The 16,552-nt window shown below is 63.4% G+C and carries 18 protein-coding genes; 9 read left to right on the top strand and 9 right to left on the bottom strand.

Annotated features, from left to right (window positions below; genetic code table 11):
* Positions 1–114 precede the first annotated feature (114 nt).
* Genes AC0L15_RS32355 through AC0L15_RS32345 form a run of 3 tightly spaced genes read right to left on the bottom strand, consistent with a single transcriptional unit; the run spans position 115 to position 3,982 of the window.
* Positions 115–1,083 carry a substrate-binding domain-containing protein gene (locus tag AC0L15_RS32355; protein WP_287246849.1) on the bottom strand — a complete coding sequence of 323 codons (969 nt, stop codon included), beginning with the start codon at positions 1,081–1,083 and terminating at the stop codon, positions 115–117.
* A complete protein-coding gene (locus tag AC0L15_RS32350; RefSeq protein WP_473498330.1) occupies positions 1,080–2,396 on the bottom strand; it encodes an ABC transporter permease in 1,317 nt (438 codons plus the stop codon). The genes AC0L15_RS32355 and AC0L15_RS32350 overlap by 4 nt, the downstream gene beginning before the upstream one ends.
* Positions 2,393–3,982, bottom strand: a complete 1,590-nt coding sequence (locus tag AC0L15_RS32345; RefSeq protein ID WP_473498332.1) for a sugar ABC transporter ATP-binding protein — start codon at positions 3,980–3,982, stop codon at positions 2,393–2,395. Before AC0L15_RS32345 ends, AC0L15_RS32350 begins: the two co-directional genes overlap by 4 nt.
* Before the next feature lie 219 nt (positions 3,983–4,201).
* On the opposite strand from AC0L15_RS32345, the gene AC0L15_RS32340 reads away from it, so the two are divergent.
* Positions 4,202–5,233 (top strand): LacI family DNA-binding transcriptional regulator, encoded by a 1,032-nt coding sequence (locus tag AC0L15_RS32340; RefSeq protein WP_473498328.1) that lies wholly within the window; start codon positions 4,202–4,204, stop codon positions 5,231–5,233.
* 26 nt (positions 5,234–5,259) lie between these two features.
* Here AC0L15_RS32340 and AC0L15_RS32335 read toward each other — a convergent pair whose 3' ends face one another.
* The 3 genes from AC0L15_RS32335 to AC0L15_RS32325 form a co-directional block, all read right to left on the bottom strand.
* On the bottom strand, positions 5,260–6,261 hold the full coding sequence (locus tag AC0L15_RS32335) for an LLM class flavin-dependent oxidoreductase (RefSeq protein ID WP_287246846.1): 1,002 nt from the start codon (positions 6,259–6,261) through the stop codon (positions 5,260–5,262).
* A gap of 161 nt (positions 6,262–6,422) precedes the next feature.
* The gene (locus AC0L15_RS32330; RefSeq protein WP_287246845.1) at positions 6,423–7,586 is read right to left on the bottom strand and encodes an AI-2E family transporter; all 1,164 of its coding nucleotides are present in this window, start codon (positions 7,584–7,586) and stop codon (positions 6,423–6,425) included.
* Between the two features lie 189 nt (positions 7,587–7,775).
* Positions 7,776–8,837 (bottom strand): LLM class flavin-dependent oxidoreductase, encoded by a 1,062-nt coding sequence (locus AC0L15_RS32325; protein WP_287246966.1) that lies wholly within the window; start codon positions 8,835–8,837, stop codon positions 7,776–7,778.
* A 244-nt stretch (positions 8,838–9,081) separates the two neighbouring features.
* On the opposite strand from AC0L15_RS32325, the gene AC0L15_RS32320 reads away from it, so the two are divergent.
* Entirely contained in the window at positions 9,082–9,510 is a 429-nt protein-coding gene (locus AC0L15_RS32320; RefSeq protein WP_287246844.1) for a DUF6481 family protein, read from the top strand.
* 88 nt (positions 9,511–9,598) lie between these two features.
* Here the strand turns inward: AC0L15_RS32320 and sugE are convergent, their stop codons facing one another.
* Both sugE and AC0L15_RS32310 read right to left on the bottom strand, forming a co-directional pair.
* Positions 9,599–9,913, bottom strand: coding sequence for a quaternary ammonium compound efflux SMR transporter SugE (gene sugE, locus AC0L15_RS32315; RefSeq protein WP_287246843.1), 315 nt, complete (start codon positions 9,911–9,913; stop codon positions 9,599–9,601).
* Positions 9,914–10,092: 179 nt separating this feature from the next.
* On the bottom strand, positions 10,093–10,218 hold the full coding sequence (locus tag AC0L15_RS32310) for a hypothetical protein (RefSeq protein ID WP_023801558.1): 126 nt from the start codon (positions 10,216–10,218) through the stop codon (positions 10,093–10,095).
* Positions 10,219–10,428: 210 nt separating this feature from the next.
* On the opposite strand from AC0L15_RS32310, the gene AC0L15_RS32305 reads away from it, so the two are divergent.
* Positions 10,429–11,259 carry a transglutaminase-like domain-containing protein gene (locus AC0L15_RS32305; protein WP_473498326.1) on the top strand — a complete coding sequence of 277 codons (831 nt, stop codon included), beginning with the start codon at positions 10,429–10,431 and terminating at the stop codon, positions 11,257–11,259.
* 102 nt (positions 11,260–11,361) lie between these two features.
* Positions 11,362–11,766, top strand: a complete 405-nt coding sequence (locus AC0L15_RS32300; protein ID WP_287246841.1) for a GFA family protein — start codon at positions 11,362–11,364, stop codon at positions 11,764–11,766.
* A gap of 4 nt (positions 11,767–11,770) precedes the next feature.
* On the opposite strand, the gene AC0L15_RS32295 is transcribed toward AC0L15_RS32300, so the two are convergent.
* The gene (locus AC0L15_RS32295; protein ID WP_287246840.1) at positions 11,771–13,027 is read right to left on the bottom strand and encodes a DNA recombination protein RmuC; all 1,257 of its coding nucleotides are present in this window, start codon (positions 13,025–13,027) and stop codon (positions 11,771–11,773) included.
* A 105-nt stretch (positions 13,028–13,132) separates the two neighbouring features.
* Between AC0L15_RS32295 and def the strand changes: the two genes are divergently transcribed.
* The 5 genes from def to truA all read left to right on the top strand — a co-directional run bounded on the left by def (position 13,133) and on the right by truA (position 16,317).
* Positions 13,133–13,678, top strand: a complete 546-nt coding sequence (gene def, locus AC0L15_RS32290; RefSeq protein ID WP_287246839.1) for a peptide deformylase — start codon at positions 13,133–13,135, stop codon at positions 13,676–13,678.
* 82 nt (positions 13,679–13,760) lie between these two features.
* Complete coding sequence (locus tag AC0L15_RS32285; RefSeq protein ID WP_287065900.1) at positions 13,761–14,066, top strand: plasmid stabilization protein; 306 nt, start codon at positions 13,761–13,763, stop codon at positions 14,064–14,066.
* A gap of 30 nt (positions 14,067–14,096) precedes the next feature.
* Positions 14,097–15,032, top strand: a complete 936-nt coding sequence (gene fmt, locus AC0L15_RS32280; RefSeq protein WP_287246838.1) for a methionyl-tRNA formyltransferase — start codon at positions 14,097–14,099, stop codon at positions 15,030–15,032.
* The gene (locus AC0L15_RS32275) at positions 15,029–15,538 is read left to right on the top strand and encodes a GNAT family N-acetyltransferase (protein WP_128184972.1); all 510 of its coding nucleotides are present in this window, start codon (positions 15,029–15,031) and stop codon (positions 15,536–15,538) included. Before fmt ends, AC0L15_RS32275 begins: the two co-directional genes overlap by 4 nt.
* Positions 15,539–15,555: 17 nt before the next feature.
* Positions 15,556–16,317 carry a tRNA pseudouridine(38-40) synthase TruA gene (gene truA, locus AC0L15_RS32270; protein ID WP_236393259.1) on the top strand — a complete coding sequence of 254 codons (762 nt, stop codon included), beginning with the start codon at positions 15,556–15,558 and terminating at the stop codon, positions 16,315–16,317.
* Positions 16,318–16,552 lie beyond the last annotated feature (235 nt).

Raw genomic sequence — 16,552 nt, 5'->3', positions numbered from 1 at the left:
CCGGTTCGGACATCAGTCCCTTCTCCCCGTCACTATACGGGGAGAAGGTGCCGGCAGGCGGATGAGGGGCAGCGCCATGCCGCGTCCCTCAAGCGCCCTCACCGGCGACACGCCTCAGAGCCCGTGCTCCTTCAGGATCTGGGCGGCATTTTCCTTGGTGATCTTCTGCGTCGGCAGCGTGATGGTCTTTTCGACCTTCTCGCCGTTCAGGAACTTGATCGCCTGCCGCAGCCCTTCGGCGCCCGGCGTCACATAGGTGAACGTCGCCGTCAGCTCACCATTGGCAACAAGCTGCACGCCTTCATTGGGCAGGCCGTCGATGCCGATGAACTTGATGTCCTTCTCGCGGCCGACATCCTTGGCGGCAAGATAGGCGCCGTAGGCCATCGGATCGTTGTGACCATAGACGAGGTCGATCTTCTCGTTGTTCCGCAGTGCCGTGGCCATGATGTTGTAGGCCTGGTCCTGCTTCCAGTCGCCCGACTGTTGGTCGAGCAAATGTTTTATGCCCGGCTCCTTGTCGGTGAATTCATGGAAGCCGTCATGGCGGTCATGTGCCGGCTGGGTGCCCATGCCGCCCCAGATCTCGACGACATTGCCTGATGCCTTGCCCTTGCCGCCGAGCAATTCGACCGCGTATTCACCGGCAGCCCGCCCGATCAGCTTGTTGTCGCCGCCGACGAACTGCGTGTAGTCCTTGGTCTCGACGTTGCGGTCGAGCACGAAGACCGGGATCTTGGCGTCGATCGCCTGCTGCACGACGCCGGTCAACCCGGCGGATTCCTTCGGTGACACCAGCAGCGCGTCGACTTCCTGGCGGATCAGGTTCTCGACATCGGCGACCTGCTTTTCCGTCTTGTCCTCGCCGTCGGTGACGATCAGCTCGACTTCCGGATGCTTGGCGGCCTCGGCCAGGATGTCCTTGTTGAACTGGGCGCGCCACGGCTCGATGGTCGTCACCTGCGAGAAGCCGATCTTCCACTTCTTGTCCTGTGCGTAGGCGTTGCCGCTGGTCAGAAGGGCGGTCGTGGTCAGCAGTGCCGCGGTGACAGCGGCAAGCTTCAGCAATTCACGTCGTTTCATTTCTTGTTTCCTCCAAGATTTAAAGACGGGGTCTCTTTTGACGGCCGCTTTGCTGCGGTCGTTTCCTTGTGCGCCGCTTTTCCGCCAGGCAGGCGCAGATAGTAGAGAAGATCAACGGCATTGCGCTCCTGGACGAGCACGGTGCCGATGATGATCATCCCCTTCAGCACGAGCTGAAGGTTCGAATTGATGTTGTGCAATTGCAGGATGTTCGAGAGCAGTCCGAAGATCAGCACGCCGCAGAATGTGCCGATGAGGCTGCCGCGTCCGCCCATCAGGCTGGTGCCGCCGATGACCACGGCGGCGATGGCATCGAGCTCCAGCCCGGCGCCGGCATCCGGCTTGCCTTGCCTGTATTGAGCGACATAGAGCACCGCCGCCACGCCGGCCAGCAGCCCGGACACGGCGTAGGTGGCGATCTTGACGCGGCCGGCGGCGATGCCGGACAGCCGCGCCGCCTCTTCATTGCCGCCGATGGCGTAGACATAGCGGCCGAACGGGGTGAAGCGCAGCACCGCGCCGTAGATCAGGATCGCTCCGAGGAAGAACAGGCCCGGCATCGGGATCACGCCGAACACCAGCGAGCGCAGCATCTCGAAATCGGCGGTGGCGTTCGACCCGGTGTAGACCGGCAGCACTGCATTGTTCTGGCCGGCGGTCAGCCGGGCGATGCCGAGCGCCGTCACCATCATCGCCAGCGTAACGATGAAAGGCTGCAGCCGCCCGGCAACGATGATGAAGCCGTTGAGCGCGCCGAACAGCAGGCCGACGCAAGGCGCCACCAGCAACACGCCGAGCACGCCGAATTTCGAGCCGACCTGCGGCAGCAGGAACCACAGCACCAGACTGCAGAGGATCACCCCGACAATGCCGGGCGTGACCAGCCCACGAACGCTGTCCAGCCTGATGGCGTGGGTGGCCTGCGGGCCGGCGCGGGATTTTTCGATGTTCAGGAAGATGAAGCGGGTGACCAGGATGCCGAGGCAAAGGGCGACTACGGCAACTGTCGGCACCCCCAGCACCACCGCCGGCGTGACGCCCGGAACCGTCAGCAGCATGGCGCAGACCACGGTGCAGATCGCCATCAGCGAGCCGACGGAAAGATCGATGCCGCCAGTGATGATCACCGCCGTCATGCCGGTGGCGATCAGGCCGGTGGTCGACACCTGCCGCAGCACATCGAGCAGATTGCCGTAGGACAGGAAGATGTTGTTGCCCTTGGAGCTGATCGGCGAGCCCAGCACGCCGATCAGGAAGATGGCGATCAGGCCCCAATAGAGCTTCGTCCGCGACAGGATGTTCAAGATGCTCATGCTGCGGGTCTCGTCATGGTCCGGCGCGGCGCCGCGAGCCGCATGATGGCCTCCTCACTGGCTTGCGCGCGGGAAAGGATCCCCGTCTGGCGACCATCGGCCATGACCAGGATGCGATCGGAAAGATGCAGCAGCTCCGGCAATTCCGAGCTGATGACGGCGATGGCGAGGCCGTCTCGCGCCAGCTTGAAGATCAGGTCGTAGATCTCCCGCTTGGCGCCGACATCGATGCCGCGTGTCGGCTCGTCCAGCAGCAGCACCCGCGGCCGCGTCGCCAGCCACTTGCCGATGACGACCTTCTGCTGGTTGCCGCCGGACAGGGTGCCGGCCGGCTGCTCGATGGTCCCGCAGCGAATGCCGAGCGCCTTGACCGCGTGCCGCGCCAGGCCTTCCTCGGCGGCCCGCGTGCGAAGCCCGAATCGCGCCAGCGCGCCGACCAGCGGCAGCGCGACATTGTCGGTGATCGACGCCTGAAGATGCAGGCCTTGCGTCTTGCGGTCCTCGGTCACCAGAGCGACGCCAAGCCGGCGGGCGTCGCGCGGCGAACGGATTTCCACCGGCTCGCCGTCGAGCCGGATTTCGCCGCTGGCGCGGCCGCCGCTGGAACCGAAGATGGTCTCCAGGATTTCGGTGCGTCCCGAGCCCAGCAGTCCGCCTATCCCCAGAATTTCGCCTTCGGCAAGATCGAAGCCGACGCCGTCGAGCGCGGTGCGCCAGCCGTGGCGGTCTGGTTTCGACAGCGATAGGCCGCTTACCGAGAGGACGACCTTGCCGCTGGGACCACGCTCTTCCTGGGAAGAGGCAAGCAGGTTGCGCCCGACCATCGCCGATATGATGGTATCTTCGTCGAGCTTTGCCATCGCCTCGGTCAGCACGCGGCGTCCATCGCGAAACACGGTGACCCGGCTGGCCAGATGCATGACCTCGTCGATGCGGTGCGAGATGTAGATGATCGCCACGCCGTTGTCGGCGAGCTGGCGGATGATCCGGAACAGCCTCTGGCATTCGGCCGGCGAAAGCGCGGAGGTCGGCTCGTCCATGATCAGGATGCGCGCCGACATCGACAATGCCTTGGCGATCTCGACCAGCTGCTGCTCGCCGACACGCAGGCTGCCGACCCGCGCTTCCGGGTTGAGCTCGATGCCGAGCCTCTGCAGCAGGGCGCCTGCGGCATGGCTGCTTGCCTTGCTGTCGACGATAAGTCCGGCGATCAGCTTCTCGCGCCCGAGGAAGATATTGTCGGCAACGCTGAGCTCGGGGACGAGATTGAGCTCCTGATGGATGATGGCGATGCCGGCATGCTCGGCGTCGCGGACGCCGGCGAAACGGACCGGATGGGCATCGACGTTCACCGTCCCGTCGTAATCCGTGTAGATACCGGAGAGGATTTTCATCAGCGTCGACTTGCCGGCGCCGTTTTCCCCCATCAGCGCATGGATCTCGCCGCGCCGCAGCTCGAAGTCGACATCGACAAGTGCGGCGATGCCACCGAAGGTCTTGGTGATGTGCTCGGCGCTCAGAACGACAGCCGAGCCGCCAGCGGCGGCCGCATCGTCTCCGGACGTGATGGAATTGCCATGCTCCATGACAAGAACGGCCTCCCTTCCGTCGTCGTCGAACATCTCAAACGCTAATCTAAACGTTTCGAACATGTCAAGTCGCTATCTGATGAGGCGGGATTGATGCATTTCAATTCTTGCACAAATCCGCAGGATTCCGTAGGTATTGTAGCCAGAGGGCGACGAAACGTTTCGAAAATGATGGCATCAGGGCGAAAAAAACAGCGAAAGTCCACGGCCCCGACCATGCTGCACGTGGCTGAAGCGGCGCGTGTTTCGGTCGCCACCGTCTCGGCGCTGATCAACGGCACCGCGACCGTCAGTCCCGAGCTCAGCCAGCGCATCGAACAGGCGATCCGCGACATCGGCTACAAGCGCAACGCGATCGCCCGCAGCCTGAAGATGGGCACGACCCGCACCATCGGGCTTACCGTTCCCCACATCACCAATCCGTTCTTCACCGATGTCGTTTCGGTCATCCAGCAGGCATTCGACCGCGCCGGCTATGCGGTCATGCTGTGCTGCACGGACGAGGACCTGAACACGCAGGACGACCAGATCAGACTGCTGCTCGACAGAATGGTCGACGGACTGATTGTTGCGCGCGTCGGCGACGGCGCGATCCTGAAGAGAATTGTCGACGACGCCAACGTGCCGGTGGTGCTGCTCGACCGCGTTTGCGAAGGCGTCGATACCGACACCGTCGCTCTCGACAACCAGCGCGCGGTGTTCGACGCCATCACCCATCTGATCGATCTCGGCCACCGGCGGATCGGCTACATCTCCGGATCGTTCGACATCTCGCCCATGCATGACCGCATGACGGGATATCGCGAGGCGCTCCAGGCTGCCGGCCTGCCGGTCGAGAGCGAGCTTGTCCGCTTCGGCAATTTCCATGAAGTCGACGGCTACAACGCGACGATGCAGCTGCTTTCGCTGCACGACCGCCCGAGCGCGATCTTCTCGGCCAACAACCCGATGGTGATCGGCACCATGAAAGCGATCCGCGATATCGGGCTGTCCTGCCCCGAGGACATTTCGGTTGCCTGCTTCGACGATTTTCCGTGGTCGGACGTGTTCCAGCCGCAACTGACCACGGTCGCACAACCGGTCAAGGCGATCGGTGAGCAGGCGGCCAATCTGCTGCTCGACCGCCTAGCTGGAAACAGGGACGCGCCGCCGCGCAAGCTGACGCTCAAGGGACGCCTGATGATCCGCAATTCATGCCGGCCCCTTGGCGCGCCGCTGGGGGCGATCGCACAAAGCGTCAGCGCCTAACGCGCCTTCGCAGCCTCGCAAAAAAGTCAGGCCGCTTCCGACAGCGATTTGTGGACGTTGGCCAGGATCTCGAAGGATCGCACCCGCGCTGCGTGGTCGAAAATCTGCGCGGTGACCATCAGCTCGTCGGCGCCGGTGCGCTGCACGAACGCTTCGATGCCTTGCCTGACCGTTTCCGGGGCGCCGACGACGGCGCAGGACAGCGCCTGGTCGAGCATGGTTTTGGCCATCGGGTCGAGGTCGCGCTCATATCCGTCGACCGGCGGCGGCAAGCGGCCGGGCCGGCCTGTGCGCAGATTGACGAAGGCCTGCTGCAGCGAGGTGAACAACAGCCGCGCCTCGGCGTCGGAGGGTGCAGCGAACACGTTGAGGCCGAGCATGACATAGGGCTTGTCGAGCTGTTTCGACGGCTGGAAGCGCGAGCGATAGATCTCCAGTGCGTGGTCGAGTTCGGCCGGCGCGAAATGCGAGGCGAAGGCGTAGGGCAGGCCGAGCATGGCGGCGAGCTGCGCACCATAGAGGCTCGAGCCCAGAATCCAGATCGGCACCTGCTCGCCCTCGCCGGGCACGGCGCGGATACGCTGACCGTCTTCGGCCGGCTGGAAATAGCCCATCAGCTCGACGACATCCTGCGGAAAACTGTCGGCGCCGGCCTCGAGGTTGCGGCGCAGCGCACGCGCCGTGCCCATGTCGGTGCCCGGCGCTCGGCCGAGGCCGAGATCGATGCGGCCCGGGTGCAACGCGTTAAGCGTGCCGAACTGCTCGGCGATGACCAGCGGCGAATGGTTCGGCAGCATGATGCCGCCGGCTCCGACGCGTATCGTTGTGGTGCCGCCGGCGACATGGGCAATGACGACGGAGGTGGCGGCGCTGGCGATGCCCGGCATATTGTGATGCTCGGCCAGCCAATAGCGCCTGTATCCCAGCCGCTCGGCATGGCGGGCGAGATCGAGCGAATTGGCGAGCGATCGCGAAGCGTTGCTGCCTTCGACGATCGGCGACAGGTCGAGAACGGAAAGAGCGGTCATGGGCGGCGGGGATCCTGTGGACGGGAGGGATGTAGGAACCGACCGCGATGGCCGCAAATTCAAAAAATTGAACTGACGCCCATGAGTCCACCCAAGCAAAAAGGGGCGCTCTGGAATTTACAATCCACGGTTCCCTGCCGCAGCTTATCCCGCTTCTCGGATCATACGCCCGCAGCCGTGTCGGTTTCTGAAATCTCTTCGTCCTCAACCGCCGTATGTTGCGCCGCCAGGAAATTGCCGACATGGCTGAGGCCGTCGAAATGGTCGCAGAACACCTTGACGACGACCAGCAGCGGCACCGCCATCAGCGCGCCGACGAAACCCCACAGCCAGGACCAGAAGGCAATGGCGATGAGGATCGCCACGGCATTGATCTCTAGGCGCCGGCCGACCACCGTAGGCGTCACGAATTGGCCTTCGACAGTATCGCACAACAGCACGAAGGCCGGCGCCAGCAGCGCGTAGGAGATGCTGTCGAAGCTGATCAGCGCGATGATCGTGACCAGCGTGATTGTAATCAGCGCCCCGATATAGGGCAGGAAATTGAGCAGAGCCGCTGCTGCGCCCCAGACCTGCGGGTTGGGTATGCCGAGTGCCCAGAGGCCGAGTCCGATGACCACGCCCAGGCATGTATTGATGACGGCGACGGTAAGCAGATAGTGCGAGATTTCACGTTCGACGTCATAGACGACGCGCAGTGCCCGCTTCTTTTCGCTGAGACTGGGGAAGGATTCGACGATCTTCTCATAAAACATCGTGCCGGAGGCGAGCAGGAACAGCGACAGGACGAAGACGATGATGAGGCTGGTGCCCGCCGACAGCAAATTGCCGGCGGCTTGCGACAGGATGCCCGATTGCGCCATGGCTACCCTCTGGACGCCCGGCCCTTGGGAGGTCTGCGTCAGTCCCTCTATCTGCCGCGAAATCTCCATGATCCTTTCGAAAGGACGCCGCAGTTGCGCGAGACGTTCGGTCAGCTGCTGGCCAATCACCGAGGTGTTGTTGATGAGGTCGATGACCGGGCCGCTAAGCAGATAGCCGGCCACGGCAAGGATGCTGACCGACAGCACCACCAGCAGTGTCGCCGATATCACATCGGGCATGCCGTGTTTGCGCAGGAAGCGGACGATCGGCGTCAGCGTCAGCGCCAGCAGGAAAGCCAGGATGACCGGCATGAAGAAGGCGCGGGCGAAGGAGAGCGCGTAGATCGCCATAAGGATGAAGATGCCGACTAGCAGCGAACGTATCAGGTGCATGTCCGCACGCGCCTCGACGCGCGGATCGGGGCTCTCGGCAGCACCCGAAGCGGCGGGTTCGGCTTTCATTCTGGCCCTCGGCGGCACACTGCGATTGGTGTACGCTGTTGGCGGAAACGCCTTTGCGGCTTCAAGGTTCCGTTGGAGCGACGTGCGTCCACTTGGACGCTCAAAGGCCCCGAAAATCGATTCCGATTTGCGGCCGATGCGCTTAGCCGGCGCTGAGGATGACCTTGGCCCTACGATCTTGCCGGCGAATCAAGCGGCCGGCGCGGCCGCAGCAGGGATCGCCTTCGCCGTCTCCTTGCGCACGATCGGTGCCACCTTGGTGCCGTAGAGTTCGATCGCCTTCATGATCTTGGCGTGCGCCATGGTGCCGATCGCCATTTGCAGCAGGAAGCGGTCGTTGCCGAATATCCTGTGCTGGGCAACGATCTTTTCGGCCACCTGTTCGGGGTTGCCGACGAACAGCGCGCCGTTCGGGCCGCGCGACTGGTCGAAATGTGCTCTCGACGTCGGACCCCAGCCGCGCTCGCGACCGATGCGGTTCATCACCTCGGCCTGCGGCCCATAAAAATCGTCGGCCGCCTGGTCGGTGGTCGCGGCAATGAAGCCGTGCACGTTGAGGCTGGTGGCTAGATCAGCCGGATCGTTGCCGGCCCGTTTGGCCGCTTCCCTGTAAATATCGAACAGCGGCGCGAACCGCGCCGGCTCGCCGCCGATGATGGCCAGCGCCAGCGGCAGGCCGAGCGCACCGGCCCGCGCGGCGGATTGCGGCGTGCCGCCGATCGCGATCCAGATCGGCAATCTGTCCTGGAACGGGCGGGGGTAGACGCCGCGATCGTTGATCGGAGCGCGCAGCCTGCCCGACCAGCTCACCTTGACATGATCGCGGACGGCAAGCAGCAGATCGAGCTTTTCGGCAAAGAGCTCGTCATAGTCCTCAAGATTGTAGCCGAACAGCGGAAAGGATTCGATGAACGAGCCGCGCCCAGCCATGATCTCGGCCCGGCCGCTGGATAGAAGGTCGAGCGTTGCAAACTGCTGGAAGACACGGACCGGATCGTCGGAGGATAGCACAGTGACCGCGCTGGTCAGCTTTATGCGCCGGGTGCGTTCGGCGGCTGCGGCCAGGGCTACGATCGGCGCTGAAGCCGCATAATCGGGACGGTGATGCTCGCCCAACCCAAACACGTCGAGGCCGACCTGGTCGGCCAGCTCGATCTCCTCGATCAGGTTGCGCAGCCGCTCATGCGCACCCATGGCGCCTGGGCCTGATTCCGGGCTGACGTCGGCGAAGGTGTAGAGACCGAGTTCCATCATCTGTCATCCTGGTGTTTTGTTCTGGTGTTTTGTTTTTCGCGCTACAGGTAGCGACCAGTCCGCCGCGCCGCCAGAGGGTCGGATGGTGAACAGTGCATGTCCGTTTCAGCCGAATTCAGCCGAAAAGGCGTCTCCCGGCTGCAACAGCTCAGAATTTCATGGCTGGCATACCGTTTTGGCGCTTGAACTCTGGGTTTTCACGCGTATGTAAGCCTCGCAAATTGACTCCAGGGAAGTGGACTTGGCTATCTATAGGGAAAAAGACGTTTTCGAGCGGCGTAATGCCGCAAACGAGGCAAAGAAGGCGCTTCTCGAGCGCTTCAAGGCAAAGCCGGCAGCGGACGATCCAGCGGTGCTGGCACGACAGGCCGAACGCAAGGCGATCCTCGAAGCCCGTGCGATACGCGAGGCCGAAAAGGCCAGGCTGAAGCAGGAGAAGCTGGCGCGCGAAGCGGCCGAAAAGGCCGAGCGCGAAGCTGCTGCCGAAGCGGCGCGTATCGCTGCTGAAGAAGCGGCGCAGGCGGAAGCGAAGATCCGGGAAGCCGAAGAGAACGAGCGCCTCGCTCGTTTGCTTGCCGACGAGGCTGAGCGCAAAGCCAAGCGCGACGCGCGCTATGCGGCGCGCAAGCAGCGCACCGGCAGGACGCCTCCGGGCTTTTCCGCTCGCTAGCGCTCCTACAGCGCGATTTCACCAATCAAAATTCAGGGCCGCCTTGCAGCGGCCCTGAAGGCGTTTGTGCTGCGGCCTTGCTGCAAACCTAGGTCGCGAGTTTCAATCCCATGATGCCGCAGACGATGAGTGCGATGCAGGCCAGCCTGATCGCGGTCGCAGGCTCACCGAGCAGCCAGATGCCAAGCAGCGCCGTGCCGACGGTGCCGATGCCGGTCCACACCGCGTAAGCCGTGCCGACCGGCAGCGTCTTCAGCGCCAGTCCGAGCAAGGCGAGACTGACGACCATCGAGGCAACCGTCAGGATGGTCGGAAGCGGCTTCGAAAAGCCATCAGTGTATTTGAGGCCGATAGCCCAGCCGATCTCGAACAGGCCAGCGAAGAAGAGAAGAATCCACGACATCGGAACGCTCCATTGGATTGCGGGTCGTCCCGGTCTTTTCGGAAAGCGCGAAGTCGTCTTCGCCGCATTGATTTAGAAATGCCCAATCAACAGCAGCGCCGACAACACTTCAGGACCAGTCGCTGAATGTCGATGGTCCTGAAATGCCGTCGGTCATGACTGCGCCGAAACGCCGAGGCTTACTTGTCCTTGAGTTTGGTCGCCTTGACGGGCGGCGCTTTCAGGGTCGGGGCAGCGGCAGGTTTCTTCGCGTCCTTCTTCGGCTTGCGGGCTTCTTTGCCCGCCTTCATCGCACCTTTAGCCATGATTCGTTTCCTCCAATTGTGGCAAGCGAAATGAACCAAGAGAAACGCCCGACCGCAAGAGGCATAATCTGGCGCCGGCGCCAGCCGTCGGCTGTCAACCGTTTCTAATTCGCTCGTAAACCACGCTGGTCCGTGCGATGATCTTTTTGCACTGCAGCAACGGCCCGTGCCTTCGCCGGGTGGTGATCCGGCAGGACGGTTAGGACGACAATGCGAATTCATATCGGCTGCGAGATGAGCTTCGACTTTCCGCAGGAAACGCCGCTGATCGCGATGCTCAACGTTCACTATTCCCGCGCGTCCGATCTCGAGCGGCCGGATTTCCTGACTTCGAACCCACCGGTGCCGATCGAGAGCTACCGCGACAGTTTCGGCAATTGGTGCAATCGTCTTGTCGCCCCGCCCGGTCGCTTCACCTTCGGCACGGACGCCGTGATCCGCGATCCCGGAACCTTCGAGATCGGCGATCTGGTGGCGTGGCAGCACGAGGTGCGCGACCTGCCGTCGGAGACATTGCTGTTCCTGCTGCCGAGCCGCTATTGCGAGAGCGACGTGCTGGCGAGCGAGGCGTGGCGGCTGTTCGGCCACTCACCGCTCGGTATTCCACGCGTGCAGGCGGTCTGCGATTTCGTCCACAACCACATCATCTTCAACTACGGCAACGCGCGGCCGACGCGCACGGCGACAGAGGCCTATCGAGAGCAAAGCGGCGTTTGCCGCGACTTTGCCCATCTCGCCGTCGCCTTCTGCCGCGCCTTGAACATCCCGACGCGCTATTGCACCGGCTACATCAGCGACATCGGCCTGCCGAAGCCTTGGTCGGACATGGACTTCGCCGCCTGGATGGAGGTCTACCTCGGCGGTCGCTGGCATGCCTTCGATCCGCGCAACAATGCGCCGCGCATCGGCCGCATCCTGATCGCCTCCGGCCGCGACGCAGCCGATGTGCCGCTGACCCATATCTTCGGGCCGGGTATGCTGGCCGGTTTCAAGGTCTGGACGGAAGAAGTCATCGAAGAGGCGTCGACGCAGCAGCCTTGAACCAGCGGATGGTTTGCCGCGTTGTGAATGCCTGTGTGGAGCTTCGGCGGCTGCGCCGTTAAGCTCGAACACGTCGAGGCGCGGCTGAAGGGAGGAACGAAGATGAAAATCGACGGCGGGTGCCATTGCGGCGCCATTACCTACAAGGCGGAGGTCGATCTGGACAAGACCAGTATTTGTCACTGCATCGATTGCCAGCAGCTGACCGGAACAGCGTTTCGGGTGACCGTGCCGGCGCCGGAGGAGCACTACCGGATCACCAGAGGCACGCCGAAGATCTACATCAAGACCGCAGCGAGCGGCGCCAGGCGCGCCCAGGCCTTTTGCGGCGAGTGCGGTACGCACCTCTATGCCACGTCGGTCGGCGACGGGCCGAAAGTCTACGGCATCAGGGTCGGCACGGCGCGGCAGCGCGAACAACTGATCCCGAGAAAACAGATCTGGCACCGCTCGGCGCTGCCTTGGCTGCCGGAGTTCGAAGGCACGACGATCGTCGAGGAGCAGTAGCCTCTCAGTCGTCGCCTTCGACGACCCTTAGCCGCAGTTGGCCGGTCTTGGAATCGGCGACGCGCGCACCCGCTTCGGTCTTCGCGCTGCCCCATCCGGCGTCGCCCTCCGTCGGCTGCGCCCCGAACTCCAGCGCCTCGATCTTTTGGCCGCGCTTGGTCACCTTAGACGTCGAGACGAGGATATCGTCGATATCCTTGGCCGACTGGCCGAAATGGCTCTGCAGCTTGCGCACCCGCTCGTCGAGGCGCGAGACATCCTCCATCAGCCGGATGACTTCGCCCTGGATCAAATGCGCCTGCTCGCGCATGCGGGCGTCCTTGAGAATCGCCTGGATGACCTGGATCGACAGCATCAGCAGCGACGGCGAGACGATGACGATGCGGGCGCGGTGCGCCTTGTGGACAATCCCCTCGAAATTCTCGTGGATCTCGGCGAATACCGATTCCGACGGCACGAACATGAAGGCGGTGTCCTGCGTCTCGCCCTGGATCAGGTATTTGTCGGAAATATCGCGGACATGCACCTCGATGTCGCGCCGGAACGCTTGTGCTGCGACCTTCTGCAAATCGACGCCTTCGGCGGCACGGATGGCGTTCCAGGCTTCCAGCGGAAACTTGGCGTCGATGGCAAGTGCGGGCGCCCCATTCGGCATCTTCACCAGGCAGTCGGGCCGGCTGCCGTTCGACAGGGTCGCCTGGAATTCATAGGCGCCGTGCGGCAGGCCGTCGGCGACGATCGCCTCCATGCGCGACTGGCCGAAGGCGCCGCGCGTCTGCTTGTTGGAGAGGATTGCCTGAAGTTGCACGACCTGGCTGGCGAGCGACTGGATGTTGCCTTGCGCTATATCGATGACCGCCAGCCGCTCCTGCAGTTTGGCGAGGCTTTCATGCGTCGATTTCGTCTGCTCGGTCATGGTCTGGCCGAGACGGCCGGTCATCGCGTCGAGACGCTGGCCGATCGACTGCGTGAGTTCGGCCTGCCGCGCCCCGAACACTTCGGCGATCGCGCCCATGCGGCCCTGCATCTCGGCCTGGCTTGCCAGGATGCCGGCCATCCGCGCCTCGGCGTCGCGGGCGTGGTCGGCGGCTTCCGCGGCAGCCACCGCACGCGCCTTGGCCGAGCGCCAGAGCGCGACGACGAGCGCCACGAACAGGCCCAGGAACAGGACCGCGCCGAATGCCAGCGCGTGGCCGAGCGTGATCGTGGTGGCGCCGAGCCGGGCGATCGGTTCGGACAGGATGGTGGTCAGGTCGTTCATATCGGACAGCATAGATGATTCGGCCTGACGACACAGATCAAAAGGTGAACGCCGCTGCAAATGCCCCGGTTGACGCTTTTCGTGCGAGGTCTTAGGTGAGACGCCATGTCGATCAAGCCGCTCATCATCCTTCCCGATCCCGTCCTGCGCCAGGTTTCGAAACCGGTTGAGCGCATCGACGGCGCTTTGCGCAAACTGGCCGATGACATGCTGGACACAATGTATGATGCGCCGGGCATCGGTCTGGCGGCGATCCAGGTCGGCGAACCGCTGCGCATGCTGGTGATCGACCTCGCCAAGGAAGACGAGCCGCCGGCGCCGCATGTTTTCATCAATCCCGAGATTCTTGAGAGCGCCGATCAGCGCTCGGTCTACGAGGAGGGGTGCCTGTCGATCCCCGATTACTATGCCGAGGTCGAGCGCCCTGCCGCCGTGCGGGTGAAATATCTCGATCGCGACGGCAAGCTGCAGGAGATCGAGGCCGAAGGGCTGATGGCGACTTGCCTGCAGCACGAAATCGACCATCTCAACGGCGTTCTGTTCATCGACCACATCTCGAAGCTGAAGCGCGACATGGTGGTGAAGAAGTTCAAGAAGTTCGCCAGGGACAAACCATCAGGCAGCAAGGCGCCGGGCAAGTTAGTGGGATAGGGCGATACTCGCGCAGTTTGATGCTGAACCTTTCGAAGATGTTGGCGGGACCCCTGTTCCAGATCAGGAAATGGAGACGCCGATGAGCGACATGCTGATCAGAAATATTCCCGAACCCTTGAAGCGGGAAATCGAGCAGGCGGCGCGTAAGAGCGGCCAGAGCCTGTCGGGCAAGGCGATAGCTCTTCTGCGCGAAGGCATGGTCGCCGAAAGGCAAGCCAGGCTGGAGCCGGGTCTTTCGGCATGGGACGCCATTCGCGCGACTTTCGCTGCTGAAAACGCAATTGGCGATGAATTCGCCAAGATCATGGACGAAATCGAAGCAGAAAGGAAACGCGACTTCGGTCGCCGACCCGCAAAGTTCGCGACTTCGACTGAGCCGACTTAACGGCCAGACGAAGACCGGACCCGGAACAAAATGCCCTTGCGCGTCATCTTCATGGGTACGCCCGAATTCTCGGTGCCGACGCTGCGGGCGATCGCGGATGCCGGACATGAGATTGGAGCCGTCTACACTCAGCCGCCGCGCGCCGCCGGTCGCCGCGGGCTGGAACTGACGCCGTCGCCGGTGCAGCGCGAGGCCGAGCGGCTGGGCCTCGAGGTGCGGACGCCGGTGTCGCTGAAGAACGAGACCGAGCAGCAGGCGTTCCGCGCCTTGCGGGCCGATGTCGCCGTCGTCGTCGCCTATGGATTGCTGTTGCCCAAACCCATTCTCGAGGCGCCGCGGCTCGGCTGCCTCAATGGTCACGCGTCGTTGTTGCCACGCTGGCGCGGCGCCGCCCCTATCCAGCGCGCCATCATGGCCGGCGATACCGAGACAGGCATGATGGTGATGCGGATGGAAGAGGGCCTGGACACCGGCCCGGTGGCGATGGCCGAAAAATGCGCCATCGGCCCCGATATGACGGCCGGCGAACTGCATGATCGGCTGATGCACATTGGCGCCGCGCTGATGGCGGAAGCGCTGGCTCGTCTGGAACGGGATGCCCTGACTTTTGCCGCACAGGCGACGGAGGGGGTGACCTATGCCAAAAAGATCGATAAAGCGGAGACGCGCGTGGACTGGACGCGGCCTGCTGGCGAAGTCCACGATCATATTCGCGCCCTGTCGCCCTTTCCCGGCGCATGGTGCGAGATCGAAATTGGCGGCCGCCTGGAGCGGCTGAAACTGCTTCGCTCGACGCTTTCGCAAGGCGCCGGCGAGCCGGGAGGAATTCTCGACGACCGGCTGACGGTCGCCTGCGGGTCAGGCGCGATCAGGTTGGTCGAAGTTCAACGTGCGGGCGGAAGGCCCATTGCCGCGCAGGAGTTTCTGCGCGGGGCCAAGCTCGAAAAAGGAACGAAATTATCATGAGCATGATGTCGATACGCGCGGCAACGCCGCGGGACCGCGAGGCGATCCGCCTGGTCGAGGAACACGCATTTGGCCAGCAGGCGGAGGCCGGCCTGGTCGACGCGCTGGTCAGCGGCGGCGATGCCGTCGTCGAACTGGTGGCGGAAGAAGATGGACAGGTGGTCGGCCATATTCTGTTTTCGCGGCTTTACGTGCAGAACGGCGGCAAGAGCTTTCCGGCGGTGGCGCTGGCGCCTCTGGCGGTCGAGCCGTCATTCCATGGCACCGGCATCGGCGGTGCGCTGGTCCGCGAGGCGCATATCCGCCTGAAGGATGCCGGCGAGGTGCTGGCGGTGGTGCTTGGCGATCCCGCATATTATGGCCGCTTCGGCTACAGTCACGCGCGCGCCGAAAAATTCGAAAGCGAGTTCCAGGGCGAAGCGCTGCAGGCGCTGGTCTGGGGCGAAGCGCCTGAGACCGGCAAGCTGGTCTACGCTTCGGCTTTCGGCACCGCGCTCGCCGCCTAACCTCATCCTTCTTAGGAATGCCGCGTTTTCGCCTCGACATCGAATATGACGGCAGCCTCTATGCCGGCTGGCAGCGCCAGGCAGACCAGCCTTCGGTGCAGCAGGCGATCGAACAGGCGATCGAGAAATTCTGCGGCGAACAGGTCTCGCTGCGCGGCGCCGGCCGCACCGATGCCGGCGTCCATGCGACCGGTCAGGTGGCGCATGTCGATCTCATCAGGGCGTGGCCTGATGACAAGGTGCGCGATGCCGTCAACGCCCATCTGCAAGCGGCCAAGGCGCGCATCGCCATCCTCAATGCGGCTGTGGTGCCGGATAGCTTCGATGCGCGTTTTTCAGCGATCGGCCGCCACTATCTCTACCGTATCGTCAACCGGCGCGCGCCGGCGGCGCTCGACAAGGGCAAGATCTGGTGGGTGCCGAAGCGGCTCGACGCCGAGGCCATGCACGATGCGGCCAAGGTGCTGCTGGGGCGGCATGATTTCACCACGTTCCGATCGACCCAGTGCCAGGCCGACAGCCCGGTTCGCACGCTCGACCGGCTGGATGTCAGTCGGCTGGGTGACGTGATCGAAGTGCGAGCCTCGGCGCGCTCGTTCCTGCACAATCAGGTGCGCTCGATGGTCGGCTCGCTGAAGCGCGTCGGCGAAGGCGGCTGGACAATTGCCGACCTGAAGGCGGCGCTCGACGCGCGCGACCGTGCAGCCTGTGGCCAGGTGGCGCCGCCCGATGGGCTTTTTCTTATCGGTGTGGACTACCCGCAGGCGGCACACGACTGAGTAAAAAATCAGTCCTCGTCAACCAATTGTGGGAGCTGGCGCCGCCCCTCACCTGCCTGCCGGGCACTTCTCCCCGTATAGTGACGGGGAGAAGAGGCTGGCCGCAGCCGCAGCATCCTTCTTGCAACGTCTGTGGTTGAAAAAATCGTTGATGAGAGCTGTCCAGTTGATGGATGGGTAACACTTTGAACCGGATACATGGGTTACAGTTTTCCCCCTGTCGTGGGGGGGGGGG

It is taken from the genome of Mesorhizobium sp. WSM4846 (genome assembly GCF_055811415.1).
Note: the sequence above shows the minus strand (reverse complement) of the source record. Positions and strands in the feature narration are given on the sequence as shown.